At 47.0% G+C, this 18055-nt stretch carries 19 protein-coding genes; all 19 read left to right on the forward strand.

Features of this window, described 5'->3' with window-relative positions:
* The first annotated feature begins 39 nt into the window (after positions 1 to 39).
* Positions 40 to 3669 carry a transglutaminase domain-containing protein gene (locus ACTO17_RS13950; protein ID WP_482558350.1) on the forward strand — a complete coding sequence of 1210 codons (3630 nt, stop codon included), beginning with the start codon at positions 40 to 42 and terminating at the stop codon, positions 3667 to 3669.
* Between the two features lie 38 nt (positions 3670 to 3707).
* On the forward strand, positions 3708 to 4622 hold the full coding sequence (locus ACTO17_RS13955; protein WP_482558351.1) for a hypothetical protein: 915 nt from the start codon (positions 3708 to 3710) through the stop codon (positions 4620 to 4622).
* A 22-nt stretch (positions 4623 to 4644) separates the two neighbouring features.
* Entirely contained in the window at positions 4645 to 5364 is a 720-nt protein-coding gene (locus tag ACTO17_RS13960; RefSeq protein ID WP_482558352.1) for a LytR/AlgR family response regulator transcription factor, read from the forward strand.
* 3 nt (positions 5365 to 5367) lie between these two features.
* The gene (locus ACTO17_RS13965) at positions 5368 to 6813 is read left to right on the forward strand and encodes a sensor histidine kinase (RefSeq protein WP_482558353.1); all 1446 of its coding nucleotides are present in this window, start codon (positions 5368 to 5370) and stop codon (positions 6811 to 6813) included.
* Between the two features lie 71 nt (positions 6814 to 6884).
* Positions 6885 to 7595 (forward strand): N-acetylmuramoyl-L-alanine amidase, encoded by a 711-nt coding sequence (locus ACTO17_RS13970; protein ID WP_482558354.1) that lies wholly within the window; start codon positions 6885 to 6887, stop codon positions 7593 to 7595.
* Positions 7596 to 7757: 162 nt separating this feature from the next.
* Positions 7758 to 8819 (forward strand): L-threonylcarbamoyladenylate synthase, encoded by a 1062-nt coding sequence (locus ACTO17_RS13975; protein WP_482558355.1) that lies wholly within the window; start codon positions 7758 to 7760, stop codon positions 8817 to 8819.
* 17 nt (positions 8820 to 8836) lie between these two features.
* Complete coding sequence (locus ACTO17_RS13980; RefSeq protein WP_482558356.1) at positions 8837 to 9298, forward strand: arsenate reductase/protein-tyrosine-phosphatase family protein; 462 nt, start codon at positions 8837 to 8839, stop codon at positions 9296 to 9298.
* Position 9299: 1 nt separating this feature from the next.
* Positions 9300 to 9929, forward strand: coding sequence for a uracil phosphoribosyltransferase (gene upp / locus ACTO17_RS13985; RefSeq protein WP_482558357.1), 630 nt, complete (start codon positions 9300 to 9302; stop codon positions 9927 to 9929).
* 13 nt (positions 9930 to 9942) lie between these two features.
* Positions 9943 to 10428: a deoxycytidylate deaminase gene (locus tag ACTO17_RS13990; protein WP_172535795.1), complete on the forward strand. Its 486-nt coding sequence runs from the start codon at positions 9943 to 9945 to the stop codon at positions 10426 to 10428.
* Between the two features lie 180 nt (positions 10429 to 10608).
* Positions 10609 to 10887 (forward strand): AtpZ/AtpI family protein, encoded by a 279-nt coding sequence (locus tag ACTO17_RS13995; RefSeq protein WP_482558358.1) that lies wholly within the window; start codon positions 10609 to 10611, stop codon positions 10885 to 10887.
* Between the two features lie 5 nt (positions 10888 to 10892).
* Positions 10893 to 11306, forward strand: coding sequence for a hypothetical protein (locus ACTO17_RS14000; RefSeq protein WP_482558359.1), 414 nt, complete (start codon positions 10893 to 10895; stop codon positions 11304 to 11306).
* Positions 11307 to 11418: 112 nt separating this feature from the next.
* Positions 11419 to 12108, forward strand: a complete 690-nt coding sequence (gene atpB / locus ACTO17_RS14005; RefSeq protein WP_482558372.1) for a F0F1 ATP synthase subunit A — start codon at positions 11419 to 11421, stop codon at positions 12106 to 12108.
* Positions 12109 to 12206: 98 nt separating this feature from the next.
* Positions 12207 to 12464, forward strand: coding sequence for an ATP synthase F0 subunit C (gene atpE / locus ACTO17_RS14010; RefSeq protein ID WP_016213229.1), 258 nt, complete (start codon positions 12207 to 12209; stop codon positions 12462 to 12464).
* Positions 12465 to 12519: 55 nt separating this feature from the next.
* Positions 12520 to 13035, forward strand: coding sequence for a F0F1 ATP synthase subunit B (gene atpF / locus ACTO17_RS14015; protein WP_172535799.1), 516 nt, complete (start codon positions 12520 to 12522; stop codon positions 13033 to 13035).
* A complete protein-coding gene (gene atpH, locus ACTO17_RS14020) occupies positions 13023 to 13589 on the forward strand; it encodes an ATP synthase F1 subunit delta (protein WP_172535800.1) in 567 nt (188 codons plus the stop codon). The genes atpF and atpH overlap by 13 nt, the downstream gene beginning before the upstream one ends.
* Positions 13586 to 15091: a F0F1 ATP synthase subunit alpha gene (gene atpA / locus ACTO17_RS14025; protein ID WP_482558360.1), complete on the forward strand. Its 1506-nt coding sequence runs from the start codon at positions 13586 to 13588 to the stop codon at positions 15089 to 15091. Before atpH ends, atpA begins: the two co-directional genes overlap by 4 nt.
* An 18-nt stretch (positions 15092 to 15109) precedes the next feature.
* Positions 15110 to 15967 (forward strand): ATP synthase F1 subunit gamma, encoded by an 858-nt coding sequence (gene atpG, locus ACTO17_RS14030; protein WP_482558361.1) that lies wholly within the window; start codon positions 15110 to 15112, stop codon positions 15965 to 15967.
* A gap of 130 nt (positions 15968 to 16097) precedes the next feature.
* A complete protein-coding gene (gene atpD / locus ACTO17_RS14035) occupies positions 16098 to 17489 on the forward strand; it encodes a F0F1 ATP synthase subunit beta (RefSeq protein WP_172537963.1) in 1392 nt (463 codons plus the stop codon).
* Positions 17490 to 17500: 11 nt separating this feature from the next.
* Positions 17501 to 17908 carry an ATP synthase F1 subunit epsilon gene (atpC, locus tag ACTO17_RS14040; RefSeq protein ID WP_482558362.1) on the forward strand — a complete coding sequence of 136 codons (408 nt, stop codon included), beginning with the start codon at positions 17501 to 17503 and terminating at the stop codon, positions 17906 to 17908.
* Positions 17909 to 18055: the final 147 nt, after the last annotated feature.

Here is an 18055-nt window from a genome sequence, read left to right on the forward strand (position 1 = left end):
TATTAATTTTAGTAATTTATTAGGAAGGAAAGGAAAGTTATGCAGTTGAAAAGGACAGCTAGTTTTGTTCTGGCAATTCTGTTTGCGGCGTCATTTGTGACTGGCAGTTTTACCGGCCAGGCATATGCATCTCAGTTGGAAGATGCAGGTAAAGCGGCAGATGCAGGAGAGAGTGGGAGATATTACTACAGTCAGCTTCCGGAGGAAGCCCAGGGATTTTATGATGCCATGTATCAAATGTATACAAAGGGGATTTTTAAAACAGGAACCGGAGATTATGATCTGGTGGCAAACAAGCATCTGAACCAGTCGCAGCTTGACGGGTATGCCAATGGAAATATGACCCTTCTCACCTATATGGGTGCGGCAAGGGACGCTTTTTATGCCGATTATCCGGAGATTTTTTATGTGGACTTTTCTTATCTGACTTTGAGAGTGACGAAAAAGGGCTCAGAGTACTGCGCTTATCTGGGGCCGGGCAGAAGTGATCATTACTTTGTAAAAGGATTTAATAGCCAGGCGGAAGTGGAAGCGGCTATTGCCGAATATGAAGCCAGAATTCAGGAGCTTGCGGCGGGAGCCGACAGCCTTTTGGCCGAAGAGGGAAAAGACCCTCAGGAGCAGAAAGTTGCCTATATTCATAATGAACTGATCCAGCACACGTCTTACCGGATGGAAAATACCTGCAGGACAGAAAATACAGGGCACATCCGGACGGCATACGGCGCCTGGATCAAGGGAGAAAGTCTGTGTGAAGGCTATGCCAGAGCCATGAAGGCAGCTTTGGATCGGCTGGGCATCCAGTGTATCCTGGTACAGGGAGGATTTCAGCGTACCATCGACCAGGCAGAGCCCCATATGTGGAATTATGTCCAGCTGGACAATGTATGGTACGGTCTGGATGCCACAGCAGATGATCCAATATCTCCTCTTCCGGGAGAAGGGGGCCTGGATGGCTTTGAGCGGACTGATTATCTTCTGGCAGGGAATGAGACGATGAGCAAAAGGCATGTTCCGGACGGGGTTATGTCAGAAGCCAATTTTGAATTTCAGTATCCGGAGCTTGCAGGGGCAGACAGAATGTTTCAGGAGGTGGCCAACACCAACGGCCTGAAAGTAGAGTTCAGCAGCGATGCTTTAAGCGGTGATGTGAAAATGGGAGTGTATAAGGTAAGCTACAAGGGGATGGGCGCAGCCAAATCAATGGAAAACGGCAAATATATTCTGTGGCGCACGTCTGAGTACGATGCCGAGAAAAACACCTGGAAATATGGCAGATGGGCCTATATCCTGCCGGATGTATATAAGTTTACAGATACAGAAACGGAAGTTACGATGCAGCTTGCAACTGCGGAATATTCTGAATTTGCAGTTACCAGCGAGGGGCCGGGGGACTATACGGAGAATAGTTTGGAAGGGATTAAGAGATTGTCTTTTTGGGGAGATCCGCTGCTGTTTGACGCATATACTGAGGTATTGTACAATCCTAACGGAACCTATCAGGCGCCTCCGTTTGTCAGGAAAGCAGTTCCTTCCCTGACTTCCAGGATATCAATTGGGAAAACTCATGCAATCAGGATAGAATTTGATGAAACTTTAAAACTGGCAGAGGGCGCCCAGGGGCCGGGAATCGATGTCAGTGTTTTGCAGGAGGAGACCACTGCGGTTGAGAACTGCAGGATTGAGAACATTGCATGGGACAAAGACAGAACCGTCAGCTTTGATTTTACACCCAGTGAACTGTGGCTGGATGAACAGGTGGATTATGTATTTAATGTAACTGGTCTGGTGGGCAGTGAAAGCGAAAAGGTTCCGAAAAATTTCAGCTATACGGCTTCCAGAAGAAAGGCAATCTGCGCTTTCCGTTCTCAGGGATATTATTTTAGTTATTTTGGAAGACCGCAGCTTTTGGAAAATTCAGATCTTTCCAAGAAAGATTTCCAGGAGTGGAAAACAGATGACAATGCTGCTGTAACACCGGAGATGCTGACGGGCCTGACCCTTGTGGCAACTTCTACCTCAAATGGGGATACAGATATTATTAATAATAAGCTTGAGGGTGAACTGGGCGCGGCAGTGAAGAGCAGCGAGACATATAACATTGATCTTCTGACCTGCAACAAAAATGTTTTATCAGTGGGTTCTTCGGTTCGCTTGGCCGTTGGATTCCCCAAGGGCTATGGGCCGGATGACGAGGGAGTTACCTTTAAGGCATACCATTTTAAGCGGGATCAGAATGGGCAGATTGTTGGATTGGAGGAAGTGCCTTTAACTGTCACACGGTATGGTCTTGTGATCCTGTGTAAATCCTTCAGTCCCTTTGCAGTTGTGGCAGTGGAGGATGACGGGACAAATCCCAAAACAACCAAATCCATGATTCTTTCATCTACTTTGGGCGGACAGATTACCGGAGCGGAAAATGGAGTCCTGACGCTGGCTCAGGGAGAAGTCCGGGAACTGGCCATCCAGGCAGATGACGGATATGTAATTGACGCTGTGGTATCAGGGGGAAAATATCAGGAAATTACAGACAGTAAATCCATGACTATTAAGGCTGACTATAAATCTTTAAGAGACGGAGATATTATTGAAGCTCAGTTTGTGGCTGAGACAGTTCGCCAGAAGGAGACAGACCGCGGGGAAACTCTGGTTCTGCCGGCGCCGGTTCCGGCTCAGGTGAAGCTTGACATGGACAGCATAACGACAGAAGAGAAGAAAGGCTTTGAGATCACGTCAGAGATCACAGCGGCAGAAGGACAGGATTATACCTGCCAGTGGTATAAGGACGGAGAGCCCTTAGAAGGGCAGACCAGAAGCAGCCTGACAGTTCCGACAGCGGTGAAACAGGATGAAGGCGCTTATACACTGGTGGTTACCACAAGGTCCGGTGTGGCAGGCACGGAAGCCCAAAGCGGCGTGTGCAGAGTAACGGTTACGCCTGCGCCGGCAGATGGAGGCCCCCAGATAACCCCCACGCCAGAGCAGCCAAAGGAAGAAGAGAAGCCAGAGCAGAAACCGACAGAGCAGAAGCCGAATCTGAAGAAGGTGACCGGCCTGACCATTTCCTCTGAAAAGGCAGGACAGGTGAAGCTTAAGTGGAAAAAGGCTTCGGGCGCAGGCGGCTATCAGGTGCTTCGGTACGATGCATCCAAAAAGAAATTTGTAAAGGCTGCCAATGTGACGAAACTTTCTTACACTGATAAAAAGAGAACAGGGGGCAAGCCCTATCGGTATAAGGTCAGGGCTTATAAAAAAGTAAACGGCAAGACATATTACGGGCCCATGTCCAAAGAAGTTAAGATTATCGTGAAGCCGAAGGCTCCCACCGGGGTGTCGGTTGTGCGTTTAACAGACACGTCCGTTCAGATTTGCTTTAATCCTGTAAAGAATGCAACTTCATACCGGATTTATGAGTATAATAAGAGCACCGGAAAACAAGTGGCGTCTTTTAAAGTGACATCCAAAAAACTTTATCAATATGATAAGAAAACAAAGAAATGGAAGTATTTAAACAAGGTTCAGAAAGGAAAGAGCGGGAGGTATATCTGTGAGCTGACCGGCTTAAATACAGGCGTTAAGGGTCTGAAATTCCGAATTAAAACGACTGTGTCCAAGAAAGGATATAAAGTCCGCTACAGTGTGGGAAGCAAATTAGTAACGGTGGAATAGGAACTGGAAGAAAGTTTAAAATGAAGGAGAGATGAGTTATGAAGATGTTGCAGCAGGAATTGTGCAGCGAGCTTCTGTCAGGGAGCCTGCAGCTGTACGGAGATCACATGGCAGGCGAATACAAAGGCTATTATATTATGATAGAACCGGAAAACGGCCAGTATATCGTAACAGTGGCGGCCCATCTGCCGGAGGCGGAAAATAATGATATTGTGAAAAATTTTCTCAGGGAACAACAGAGAGAGCAGGAGCAGATCACCGGATGCCAGACGGAAAAATATATGGTGAGGTTCTCAGTTCAGATAGAGAAGAAGGAAAAGAATATTTCGGCTGTCATAAACAGTGCAGTGGAGCCTTTGATTGCATATCTGTCTGAGAATCACTACATATCAGGATGCCGGAATTGTGGGAGACCGGTTTCTTTGGCCAATCGTCATAAGGTTTCAGACGGCTATTGTTATCTGTGCAGCGAATGCGCCAGCGCCGGGGTTTTGAGAGAGGATGTACCGGGAGACGGTCAAAATTCATTTTTCTCAAATATATCTCAGGAAAAGAGCAGTCCGGTGCCGGGATTTTTCGGCGCGCTTCTGGGTTCACTGGTGGGCGGCGCGCTTTGGATTTTATTTTTCCGGATTGGAATTATTGCCGGGATTGCAGGAGCAGCGGCGGCGATTTGCGCGGCCTGGGGCTATGAGAAGCTGGGGAAGTGCATGGATCGGAAAGGCATGGTGATTACGCTGCTGGTAACTGCGTTTACCATATATCTGGCAAACCGAATTGCCTGGGCCTGGGACATTTTTGATTTGATGCAGGAGAATGGGTTCGGATTTATGGATATATTTGTAGAACTGGATGACTTTCTTGCTTTTTCGGGCAGCTGGCAGTATTATCGGACATTACTGGTGGGATATGTGCTGACTGTGATCTGTATGTTTCGGACAAAAAGACGGTAAAAGGTTTCCGGGAGGTGAAAATGTGCGGATTGGCATATGCGATGACCAGAAAGAAATACGGGAGATCCTCACAGATAAAGTAAAGAAGTATTATCCGGCAGAAGATATTGCTGTCTATTCATCTGGTGAGGAGCTTCTTGCTGCCCGGAAGCTTCCGGATATTCTGTTTCTTGATGTACAGATGCCGGAAAAAGACGGCATGGAGACGGCCAGAGAGCTTCGCAAACGGGATCGGCAGATGATAATCATTTTTGTAACGGTAACGGAAGATTATGTATTCCAGTCTTTTGATGTGGGGGCCTTTCACTATCTCATAAAACCGCTGGAGGAAGAGAAGTTTGAAGAAGTTCTGCAAAAGGCTGTCAGGCAGGTTCGCGAAAGAGACTCAGAAGGTGCGGGCGCAGGAAAAGAAAGGCAAAGCCTGATAGTCACATCAAAAGGCCAGCATATCACAGTTCCCGTTCAGGAGATTGTATATGCGGAGGTATTTAACCGGAAAATCATCCTCCATACCATGGACGCAGACATAGAATATTATGGAAAGCTGAAAGAACTGGAGAAAAAAGCAGGAGAGGATTTCTATCGTCCCCACAGAGCGTATCTGATTAATTTGAATTTTGTCAGAAAATATAATGCCGGCGCCATCTATTTAAAAAGGGGGCAGGCTCTTGTGGCAAAGCAGAATTATCATGACTTTGTGAAATGCTATTTGAGATTTAACCAGAGAAAGGGAAAGGGATAGGAAATGCTGCAGGTAAATTCCGGTAAACTGGAAGAACTGGTACATGCTATAACACCGATTGCAGAGGGAATTTTAAGAGGATACTGCTTCTATCGGTATGCGGAGCCTTTTTTGAGATTCTCATCTGCGGAACACGAGATTTATCCCCCGAAAACGGGGGAATCTTTTTTTCTGCCGTTTTGCGTCCCAAAGAAAAAGGGAGCGGCCCTTGGCGGGACAGCATATGCGCTGACTATGCTGCTGATTTATACGGCCCGTCTTTCTGTGGATGCATATGTGATTTACGGCATGGCCAGTTTTGCCATGCTTTTTGTGATTTGCCTGATGGACAGGAGAAATTACAGGCAGAAATTATTTCTTGCAGTTACATTTTTCGCGCTCAACTGGTTTGCGGCAGGTATGGCGGAAATTCTGTATGATTTTCTCTACGATGCTGCGGCAAGAACCGATTATATGCAGAACCATCCGGAGCTGTTTTTCGCCCTGTATGTCCTGATGTGCATATGTTTTCTGGCTATGGAGCTGGCGTTTACTGCCGCCGGACTCTGGCAGGTGGTAAGAGTTTATCCCAATAAGTCCGAAGAAATGGGAAACAAAGAATTGGCGCTGCTGTCTCTTCCGTCCCTGATGGGTCTGCTGGGCTATGAGATTATGCGTTATTATCGAGTATTTTATGTGCTGGAAACAGGAAAGATGGAAAAGACTTATGACAGAATGACGCTGTTGTTCTGCCTGGTGTCATCTGTGACAGTGATAGCGGTGATTCTTTTGTATCAGAGGATTCGGGCGGCTCAGGAGGAAAATCAGCAGGCAGAATTCCTGGCGGCGCAGATGGACAGTGTCAGACGGCATATTGAGCAGGTGGAGAGCCTGTATCATAAGATTCGGGGCATCCGCCACGATATGGCAAACCATATGATGACATTGGAAAAACTGTATGAAGGAAGCAACCCCAAAGAGGCAAAGGCTTACAGCCGGAGTCTGCAGACAGCGCTTGCTCAGATGACAGGCGGGATAGAAAGCGGAAATCCCGTTACCAATGTGATTTTGCAGGAGTTTGCAAAAGAGGCGGAAAACCGGGGAATCGCCTTTCAATCAGAATTTTATTATCCTGCCAAAACAGAGATAGATGCGTTTGATATCAGCGTGGTTTTAAACAACGCCTTGCAGAATGCGGTGGAGCATACCAAAAAAGGAGGGGAAAACCGGATTTCCATTGTCTCTTACCGGAGAAATAACGCTTATATTATGGAAATCTGCAACAGTTTTTCCGGAAGTCTTAAGTGGAATGCAGAAACAGGGCTTCCTCTTACCACAAAGGAACAGGCAAAAGGCCATGGGTATGGGCTGTCCAATATACGCAGAGTGGCAGGAAAATATGCCGGCGACATCGACATCACATTAAAAGACGGGGAATTTTGTCTCTGCATTTTATTGATGGCAGAATGAAAAATGTTGGAAGAATACTTTGCCCGGGTTTATCATAAATAGTAACAAGGACGATAAACCGGGAGCGGCGGATGAAAAAAAGAATCGAAGTGATAATGGCAGTAGTGCTGTTGATAGGGGCCTACTTTTTTGCAAGGCAGGGGGCCCATATGGTAGAAAATATGAGGGCGCAGAAGGGGGAAATCTGCATTGTTGTGGATGCAGGCCACGGGGGCGATGATCCCGGTAAAATCGGCATCAACAAGGAAAAAGAAAAAGACATTAATCTGAAAATTGCCAGAAAACTTCAAAAACTGTTGGAAAAAGAAAACATTAAAATCGTTATGACGCGGACGGACGAGGGCGGACTGTACCAGAAATCCTCCAATAACAAGAAGGTGGAGGATATGCGCAAACGCTGCGAGATCATAACCAAGGCAAAACCGGTATTTACTGTGAGCATTCACCAGAACAGCTATCCGGAAGAGGCGGTAAAAGGAGCCCAGGTATTCTATTACGGCCAGTCCCAGGAGGGAAAAAAACTGGCGGAAACGCTGCAGAAAAATTTGGCGGCGCAGTTAGATCCTCAGAATCACAGGCAGGCGAAGGCAAATGAAAGCTATTTTCTTCTGAAAAAGACGCCAAGCCCCACGGTGATTGTGGAGTGCGGATTCCTGAGTAATTCAGAAGAAGCGGCTCTTCTGGCGACAGAGGAATACCAGGATAAAGTGGCCGAAGCGGTGAAGGCAGGCATTTTGGAGTATCTGGGCCGGGGTGTATCTTCAGAACCGGCCGGACAGTAGTTATTGTGTTTTTGCCAGTCTGTAAAGTGAATGTTTCTTATATATTGTAGTTGCGAAGATTGCATGAGTATGGGATAATATGTGGTAGCAGAAAGGGCGGTATGCTGAAACAGCGATGAATCGCCCGCTATCAGTAAAGAGAACCAAGAGCAGGTAAAGACCATGGAAACAGCAATTGTAAATATTACAGATGACAGACAGGGCAAAGAAGCTATCCGGGAAAAAATTCATGCAGCAGGGCAGCTCATAAGACAGGGGGGCCTGGTGGCATTTCCCACAGAAACAGTGTACGGACTGGGGGCGGACGCCCTGAATCCTCTGGCGTCAGAGCGGATTTACAAAGCAAAGGGCCGTCCTTCAGACAATCCTCTGATTATACATATTTCCAATCTGGAAGATCTGGAGCAAATAGTGACAGAAGTGCCAAGACAGGCAAGAAAACTGGCAGATAAATTCTGGCCCGGGCCTTTGACGATGATTTTTGAGAAAAGCGATATTGTTCCCCTGGAAACGACAGGAGGGCTGCAGACGGTGGCAGTACGTATGCCAGACCACCCGGCAGCCCTGCTTCTGATCCAGTCCGGCGGCGGATTTATTGCAGCGCCCAGCGCGAATACTTCCGGAAAACCAAGTCCCACCCGGGCAGAGCATGTGGCAGAAGACATGAGGGGCAGAATTCCCATGATTCTGGACGGAGGCCCTGTGGGGATTGGTATAGAGTCCACAATTGTGGATTTTTCAGAAAAAATCCCTATGATTTTACGGCCGGGCTATATTACAGCGGAGATGATACAGGAAGTCATTGGAGAAATCAGAATTGACCCCGGTCTTGCGTCTGAGAATGAAGAAATCCGTCCGAAAGCGCCAGGTATGAAATACCGGCATTATGCGCCCAGGGCAGACCTGATTCTGGTATCCGGCCCGAAGGAGAGGGTGCAGAAGAAAATCAATGAACTGGCAAAAAAAGCAGCGGAAGAAGGAAAATCTGCAGGCATTATCGGAACAGAAGAAACCAGAGACGGATACAGGTACGGGATTGTAAAAAGCATTGGAACCAGAACGGACGCGGACTCCATTGCCAGGCATTTATATGGGATTCTCCGTGAATTTGATCAGCTGGATGTGGAAATTATATATTCAGAGAGTTTTTCTGCGTCGGGAATCGGACAGGCAATCAGAAACCGTATGCTGAAAGCAGCGGGACATCAGGTGATAGAAGTGTAAACAGGAAGGTGACGGATATGAAAAGATATAATAAAATTATTTTTGTATGCGACAGCGGTACGGCTCGTGCACCTATGGCGGAGGCTATCATGAAGGAATACATCATAAAATACCCGGTGGAAATTGAAAGCAGGGGGCTTGTGGTGCTGTTTCCGGAGCCGCTGAATCAGAAAACGGAGGCTGTGCTGATCAGCAACGGCATCAGCACGGAACATCAGATGTCAAAACAGCTTACGGCAGAGGATTTACAGCCGGAGCACCTGATCATTGCCATGGAGGCTGCTCAGAAACAGAAGATTCTGGAGGAATATAAAGACAGCCTGGAAGCGGAAGTGGAGGTGCTGACGGATTTAACCGGGGATGAACTGGAGATTTTAAATCCCTACGGAGGAACCCTCCAGTCTTACGGACTCTGTTACGAGACATTAAATAAGACCATCAAAAAACTGATTAATCTTATAAACGAAGGAGAAGGATAATATGGCAGAAGTAATGATTATGGATCATCCGCTGATCCAGCACAAAATTGGGTGGATACGTAAGAGCGAGACGGGCTCCAGGGATTTTCGGGAAATGGTGGGCGAAATCGCCATGCTGATGTGCTATGAGGCCACCAGGAATCTGGAACTGGAGGATATTGAGATTGAGACGCCTATCTGCGCCACTACGGTTAAAGGGCTGAAGGGAAAGAAACTGGCAGTGGTTCCGATTCTCCGGGCCGGTCTTGGAATGGTGGACGGAATGCTTGCAATGATTCCAGCGGCAAAAGTGGGACACATTGGATTGTACCGTGACCCGGATACATTAGAGCCGGTGGAATATTACTGCAAGCTGCCGGAGGACTGTTCAGAACGGGAAGTGTTTGTGGTAGATCCCATGCTTGCCACAGGGGGCTCTGCAGTGGCAGCCATTCAAATGCTGAAGGATAAAGGCGTCAGAAATATACATTTTCTCTGTATCATTGCAGCGCCGGAGGGAATGGCGGCCATGAAGGAGGCGCATCCGGATGTGGATATTTATATTGGGGCTCTGGATGAGAAACTGAATGAACATGGCTATATTGTGCCGGGCCTTGGAGACGCCGGGGATCGGATTTTTGGTACGAAATAAGGAGAGATTCAGAATGGGCAGTAAAAGACAGGATTATCTTACCTGGGATGAATATTTTATGGGAGTTGCAATGCTTTCCGCCATGCGCTCCAAAGATCCGGGCACTCAGGTGGGGGCCTGCATCGTCAGTCCGGATAACAAGATTTTGTCCATGGGCTACAATGGATTTCCCATCGGATGTTCTGATGATGAATTTCCATGGAACCGGGAAGGGGAGCCGCTGGACAGCAAATATCTGTACACGACTCACAGTGAGCTGAATGCGATTTTGAATTACAGAGGCGGCAGTCTGGAGGGGGCGAAGCTGTATGTTTCCCTGTTTCCCTGCAATGAATGCGCGAAGGCAATTATCCAGTCAGGCATCAAAACCGTGGTGTATGACAGCGACAAATATAAGGATACGCCCTCTGTCATTGCCTCCAAGCGGATGCTGGACGCCGCGGGAGTGCGGTATTATCAGTATACACATACGGAGCGGGAAGTGAAGATGGTGCTGTAAAGGAAATATAAGGGCTGTACGGCGATGCTTGTCCGGTTTCCGGGAAGCATATTTGTTCCGGGCAGCCCTTTTTGCATCAATCATCTTTCCAAAAATCAAAGAAAGGAATAGACATTTCTACAGAAAATAGATATAATAATTTCATATGGTGGAAATTATGGGTTATGACGGAGGTGCCGTGTGAAATACAAAAAAAGCGTATATCGTTCTCTGGCGTTAATTACGCAGTTTGGAATTAACATGCTGGTGCCGATTTTTTTATGTGTAATGGCAGGAGTTTATATTGGGAAAAAGTATGAGATAAACTGGATTACAATCCCACTGTTTGCCATAGGCGCGCTGGCAGGCTTCCGCAATATTTTCATTATGGCGAAGAATATTTATTCCGATGAGAAGAACAGTAATAATGAAACGATTCCCCGGCATTCTGAAAAAACCGGGCGGCAAGGAAAAGGGTAGAGTTCATGTTAAGAAGAATTAATCAGGCCCTTCCGGAATTACTGGCAGGGATTGTACTGTATGGCCTGCTGCTTCAAATAACTGGCATATGGTTTGTAAGTGACAGAATAAGATATTGTACAGGGCTCTGGGCCGGTATTTTTCTGGCAGCGGGAATGGCGGTGAATATGGCAATCGTTATTTTCGACACCGTAGAGGAACTGGCAGAGGGCAGGTATTCTAAAAGGGCGTCTCTGTATGCGGCCCTGCGGTATCTGGCAGTTGTTCTGGCATTTGGAATTGTGGGATATTTTGAGCTTGGCAATGTAGTGGTTATGTTTGCGGGTGTAATGGGTTTGAAAGTATCTGCCTATTTACAGCCCATAACACATAAATTTTTATCAGCTTTTCAGAAAAAATATTTTCATGGAAAAAGTTAAAAGAGGTGATAGATCAGAAAATATGGTAAATAAGGTTTCAAAAGCAAATTTATAAGGAGGTGAGAGAGTGCAGAGCTCAATTTTACTGTCATCCGGTGCAGACATTGATATTATGGTGCACGGGCTGTTTTCCTATGAGCTGTTTGGACAGACATTCTGGATCACCACAACTCATGTCAGCCTTCTGATTGTGATGGCCATATTGATTGGATTTTCTGTTGCGGCCAATCGTGCCATGAAACATGCGTCAGAGGTTCCCGGAGGATTTCAGAATGTTGTGGAGCTGATTGTGGAAAAACTGGACGGCATGGTCTGCGGCGTTATGGGAAAAAGCGGCAGCAGATTTGTCAATTATGTGGGTACGATATTTATCTTTATTCTGATATCCAATCTTTCCGGCCTGTTTGGATTAAGGCCGCCCACAGCCGATTACGGCGTGACATTGCCGTTGGCGCTGCTGAGTTTTATTTTGATTCATTTCAATCAGTTTAAATATCAGACGCCCAAAGCGATATGGACCGATATGTGTTCCCCGCTTCCGCCATGGCTGCCCATCTGGTTCCCCATTAACCTGATCAGTGAATTCGCTGTTCCGATTTCATTGTCACTGCGTTTATTTGCAAACGTATTGTCAGGAACCATTATCATGGCATTGATTTATGCCTTATTGTCCAAAGTCGCCTACTTCTGGCCAGGCGCGCTGCATGCATATTTTGATGTGTTTTCAGGATGTATCCAGACCTATGTGTTCTGTATGCTGACGATGACATACATCAGCAACGCAATCGGAGAGGAAGAGTAGATGACATGCAACATCAGGTAACACCCGGACTTCAGATCCGGTCAATAAAAATTAAGAGTTATATATCTTAGAAAGAAAACTCAAGGAGGAAAAATTTTATGGATAACATTACAGGAGCAGAATTAATCAGAGCTTGTTCAGCAATCGGCGCAGGTCTTGCGGTTATCGCAGGTATCGGCCCTGGTATTGGTCAGGGTATTGCAGCAGGTCACGCTGCGTCTGCAGTTGGAAGAAACCCCGGAGCAAAATCAGACATTACTTCTACGATGCTTTTGGGCCAGGCGGTAGCAGAAACAACAGGTCTGTACGGTTTGCTGGTAGCAATCCTTCTGATGTTTGTGCAGCCATTAAAGTAAGGGCATACCCTTATGTGCAAAGAGCAGCACAAATCAGATGAAAGGAGGACCGGCCTTGGAACAGTTATTTGGCTTAAATCCCCAGCTTTTGCATGATACGGTTCTTTCAATTCTCGCCATTTTATTTCTGTTTGCCCTGATGTCTTACCTGCTGTTTAATCCGGCAAAGAAGATGTTAAAGGACAGACAGGATCGCATTAAGAATGATATTGACTCTGCCAGAACGGACAGGGAAGAAGCTGCTGCTGTGAAAGCAGAGTATGATGCGAAAATCAAAGGAATCGAGAAAGAAGCTGAGGAAATCTTAAGTGAGGCCCGCCAGAAAGCCCTGAAAAATGAAAGCAGGATTGTAGATGAGGCGAAGGAAGAAGCTGCCCGCATCATTAAACGCGCCAACGAAGAAGCATTGTTGGAGAAAAAGCGTATTATGGATGAGGCAAAACAGGAAATGATTGCCATAGCCTCAATGATGGCAGGCAAGGTAGTCACAGCCTCCATTGATACATCCATTCAGGACGCACTGGTGGAGGAAACATTGAAGGAAATAGGTGAAAGTACATGGCAAAGCTAGTATCCAAAACTTATGGGGATGCACTGTTTGAGCTTGCTGTGGAATCTGGTCAGGTGGATGAAATGCTGGAAGAAGCAAGAAGCATACAGCAGATTCTTCAAACAGATAACGAGCTTTCCAAACTGATGAATCACCCGAAAATCGTAAAAGAAGAAAAAATAGAGATTCTGGAACAGATTTTTAAAAGCAGGGTCCGTGATGAAATCACAGGGATTATGCGTATGCTTGTTTCTAAGGGTCACTATGGTGAAATGGAATCTGTATTCACATATTTCATTGACCAGGTAAAGGAATATAAAAATATTGGCACTGCTTATGTGACTGCACCGATGCCGCTTACAGACAGTCAGAAAGAGCAGATCAGAAATAAATTACAGGAAACCACCAGATATGTAGAATTTGAGATGCATTATGATGTGGATGAAAGTTTAATCGGCGGCGTGGTAATTCGGATTGGTGACAGGGTGGTTGACAGCAGTGTGAAGAACAAGTTGCAGAGCCTTACCAGGGAATTATCAAAAATACAGTTGAAAGTAGGTGAATGCGCTCCATGAATTTAAAACCGGAGGAAATAAGTTCAGTTATAAAAGAGCAGGTGAAACGGTATGCGGCGCAGCTTGAAGTATCAGACGTAGGTACGGTAATTCAGGTAGCAGACGGTATTGCCCGTATTCACGGCCTTGAAAACGCCATGCAGGGCGAATTATTGGAATTTCCCGGCGAAGTCTATGGAATGGTGTTGAACCTGGAAGAAGATAATGTGGGAGCCGTATTGCTGGGCGACCAAAAAAATATCAATGAAGGGGATACCGTTAAGACTACGGGAAGAGTGGTTGAGGTTCCGGTAGGCGACGCCATGACCGGACGTGTTGTGAATGCGCTGGGACAGCCCATTGACGGCAAAGGGCCCATTGAAACAACGAAGTTCAGACAGATTGAAAGAGTGGCGTCCGGCGTTATCTCAAGAAAATCTGTAGATACACCGCTGCAGACAGGTATTAAGGCAATTGACTCCATGGTGCCCATCGGAAGAGGACAGCGTGAGTTGATTATCGGAGACCGTCAGACAGGTAAAACAGCTATTGCGGTGGATACAATTATTAATCAGAAGGGCCAGGGCGTGAAATGTATTTACGTTGCCATTGGCCAGAAAGCTTCTACCGTTGCAACCATTGTAAAGACATTTGAAGAGTTCGGAGCTATGGATTATACCACAGTTGTGGCGTCCACTGCCAGCGAGCTTGCGCCGCTGCAGTATATCGCTCCTTATGCCGGATGCGCCATCGGAGAAGAGTGGATGGAAAACGGAGAGGATGTTCTGGTAGTTTATGATGATTTGAGTAAACATGCTACGGCATACCGTACCCTTTCCCTGCTGCTTCGCCGTCCGCCAGGACGTGAGGCTTATCCCGGTGATGTATTTTACCTTCATTCCAGACTTCTGGAACGTGCGGCAAGATTATCTGATAAACTGGGCGGCGGGTCTTTAACGGCGCTGCCGATTATAGAGACACAGGCCGGAGACGTGTCTGCGTACATTCCTACCAACGTAATTTCCATTACAGACGGACAGATTTATCTGGAAACAGAAATGTTTAACGCAGGTTTCCGTCCGGCAATCAATGCCGGCCTGTCAGTATCCCGGGTAGGGGGCTCCGCACAGATTAAGGCTATGAAGAAGATTGCAGCGCCGATCCGTGTAGAGCTGGCGCAGTTCCGCGAGCTGGCGGCATTTGCACAGTTTGGATCAGAACTGGATGCAGATACCACAGAGAAACTGGCACAGGGAGAAAGAATCCGTGAAATGTTAAAGCAGCCCCAGTATAAGCCCATGCCGGTAGAATATCAGGTTATGATTATCTACGCAGCCACCAAGAAATATCTTCTGGATGTACCGGTAGAGGATATCCTTCGTTTTGAAGGAGAGCTGTTTGAATTTGTAGATACCAAATATCCCGAGATTCCGGAGTCAATCCGTAACGATAAGGAAATCAAAGAAGAAACTGAGAGCAAGCTTGTAAAAGCAATTGAGGAGTGCAAAGCGCAATTTAAGTAGGACGGGTGGTGAATATTTATGGCGTCCATGAGGGACATCAAAAGAAGAAAAGGCAGCATACAAAGTACGCAGCAAATCACAAAAGCCATGAAGCTGGTTTCCACCGTTAAACTGCAGAAAGCCAAAAGCCGTGCGGAGCAGTCCAATCCATACTTTAACTATATGTATCAGACGGTAACCTCAATGCTGGCCCGTTCCGGGAACATGAGCCATCCTTATTTACAGGCGGGAAGTTCTTCCAAAAAAGCAGTCATAACCATTGCTTCTAACCGGGGACTTGCCGGCGGATATAATTCCAACATTGTGAAGCTTGTTACAGACAGCGGAATTCCCAAAGATGAGGCCAAAATCTATATCATTGGCCGCAAGGCAAGGGAATCCCTGGAACGAAAAGGCTATGAAATCACAGGGGATTATTCAGATGTCATTGAAGGGCCCACTTACGGAGACGCCGCTCAGATCTGCAAGGAAGTACTGGGAGCGTTTACCAAAGGGGAAATCGGGGAAATTTATCTTGCTTATACTCATTTTAAGAATACGGTCAGCCACGAGCCTACGCTGATGAAGCTGCTTCCCATAGAATTTGACGAAGCGGAGCTGAAAGAGGCGGACAGCAATACGCTGATGAATTATGAACCCAATGAGGAAGAGGCGTTAGACCTGATTATTCCGAAATATTTGACAAGTCTGTTCTACGGTGCGCTGGTGGAAGCGGTTGCCAGTGAAAACGGGGCCAGAATGCAGGCCATGGATTCCGCAACCAGCAATGCAGAGGAAATGATTAGTGATTTGACACTGAAATATAACAGAGCGCGTCAGGGCTCTATTACGCAGGAGTTGACAGAAATTATTGCCGGCGCCGAAGCCATTTCATAGAAGCGTTTTCTGCTTCTGTGAAATGTACGGATTGCAGGGCATTCTGTTTGTGCTTCTGAATCTGAAATCAGGCTGAGAAGAACTTCAGACTGAGATTTATGCAGTTATTAACAATTTAAGGAGTGAAATTATGGCAGATAAGAATATAGGTAAAATCACTCAGATTATCGGCGCCGTTTTGGACATTAAGTTTTCCGAAGGCAGCCTGCCGGAAATCAACGAAGCAATCAACATTTCGATGGCAGACGGAAAACGTCTGGTTGTGGAGGTTTCTCAGCATCTGGGTGATGATACGGTAAGATGTATCGCCATGGGTTCTACCGATGGATTGGTCCGGGGGATGGATGCCGAAGCAACCGGCGCGTCCATTACCGTTCCGGTGGGAGAGCAGACATTGGGACGTATGTTCAATGTGCTGGGAGATCCCATTGATGAAATCGATCCTCCCAAGAATGTAGAACACATGCCGATTCACAGAAAAGCTCCCACATTTGAGGAACAGGCGACCTCTACGGAAATGTTGGAGACCGGCATCAAAGTCGTTGACCTGCTCTGCCCTTACCAGAAGGGCGGTAAAATCGGTCTGTTCGGCGGCGCCGGAGTAGGAAAAACCGTGTTGATTCAGGAATTAATTCATAACATTGCCACAGAGCATGATGGATATTCCGTATTTACCGGTGTAGGAGAACGTACCCGTGAAGGAAACGACCTGTATTATGAAATGAAAGAGTCCGGAGTTATTGATAAAACCTGTATGGTGTTCGGACAGATGAACGAGCCCCCCGGAGCGCGTATGCGTGTGGGACTGACAGGACTTACCATGGCAGAGTATTTCCGTGACAAGGGCGGAAAGGACGTGCTGTTATTTATCGACAACATTTTCCGTTTCACCCAGGCCGGTTCCGAAGTGTCCGCATTGCTGGGACGTATGCCTTCCGCCGTGGGTTATCAGCCTACGCTGCAGACGGAAATGGGCGCTTTGCAGGAGCGTATTACTTCTACCAAGAACGGTTCCATTACGTCTGTACAGGCAGTTTACGTTCCGGCGGACGACCTGACTGACCCGGCGCCGGCAACAACCTTTGCCCATCTGGATGCGACCACAACCTTGTCCCGTTCCATTGCAGAGCTGGGTATTTATCCGGCGGTAGACCCGTTGGATTCCACTTCCCGTATTCTGGACCCCCGTGTGGTGGGAGAAGAGCACTTTGAAGTGGCCCGGGGCGTGCAGGAGATTCTTCAGAAGTACAAAGAACTGCAGGATATTATCGCGATTCTTGGTATGGATGAATTGTCCGAGGATGATAAGCTGGTGGTAAACCGTGCAAGAAAAGTGCAGAGATTCCTGTCTCAGCCTTTCTTTGTGGCAACTCAGTTTACCGGACTGGACGGAAAATATGTACCTATCGCAGAGACATTGAGAGGCTTTAAAGAAATCCTGGAAGGCAAACATGATGATGTGCCGGAAAGCCATTTCCTGAATGCCGGTTCGATTGATGAAGTTCGCGCCCGCATGAAGTAGGGGGTGAGCACATGGCAGAGGAAAATAAGATCTTTCAATTGGAAATTATCACACCGGATCGTGTGTTTTACAAAGGGGAAGCGTCTATGGTGGAATTTACTTCCGTAGATGGAGAGATGGGTGTCTATAAACACCATATCCCTCTGACCACCGTACTGGCTCCCGGAATTGTAACCGTTACAGAGCCGGGCGGAAAGAAATTTGCGGCAATCCATGCAGGTTTTGTGCAGATTCTCGGAGAAAAAGTAACGTTTCTGGCAGAGATTGCAGAATGGCCCGACGAGATTGACGCAGGCCGTGCACAGGCGGCCAAGGCCCGTGCAGAAGAACGGCTTCGCAGCCACAGTGCAGAAGTTGATGTGGCCCGTGCAGAAATTGCATTAAAGAAGGCTCTGGTGCGGCTTGACGCGAAACGCTAGATAAAGAAAAGCATTGCAGATATCAGACAGAGAATCTGATATTTGCGATGCTTTTTTAGACAACGGGGGAAATGGAGCATAAGGAACAGACATAGAGCGTGGCAATTATTTTAAAGGCGGATATCCCCGTAATTTCATTCCGCAGGG

The sequence above is a fragment of the Petralouisia sp. genome (assembly GCF_056822245.1).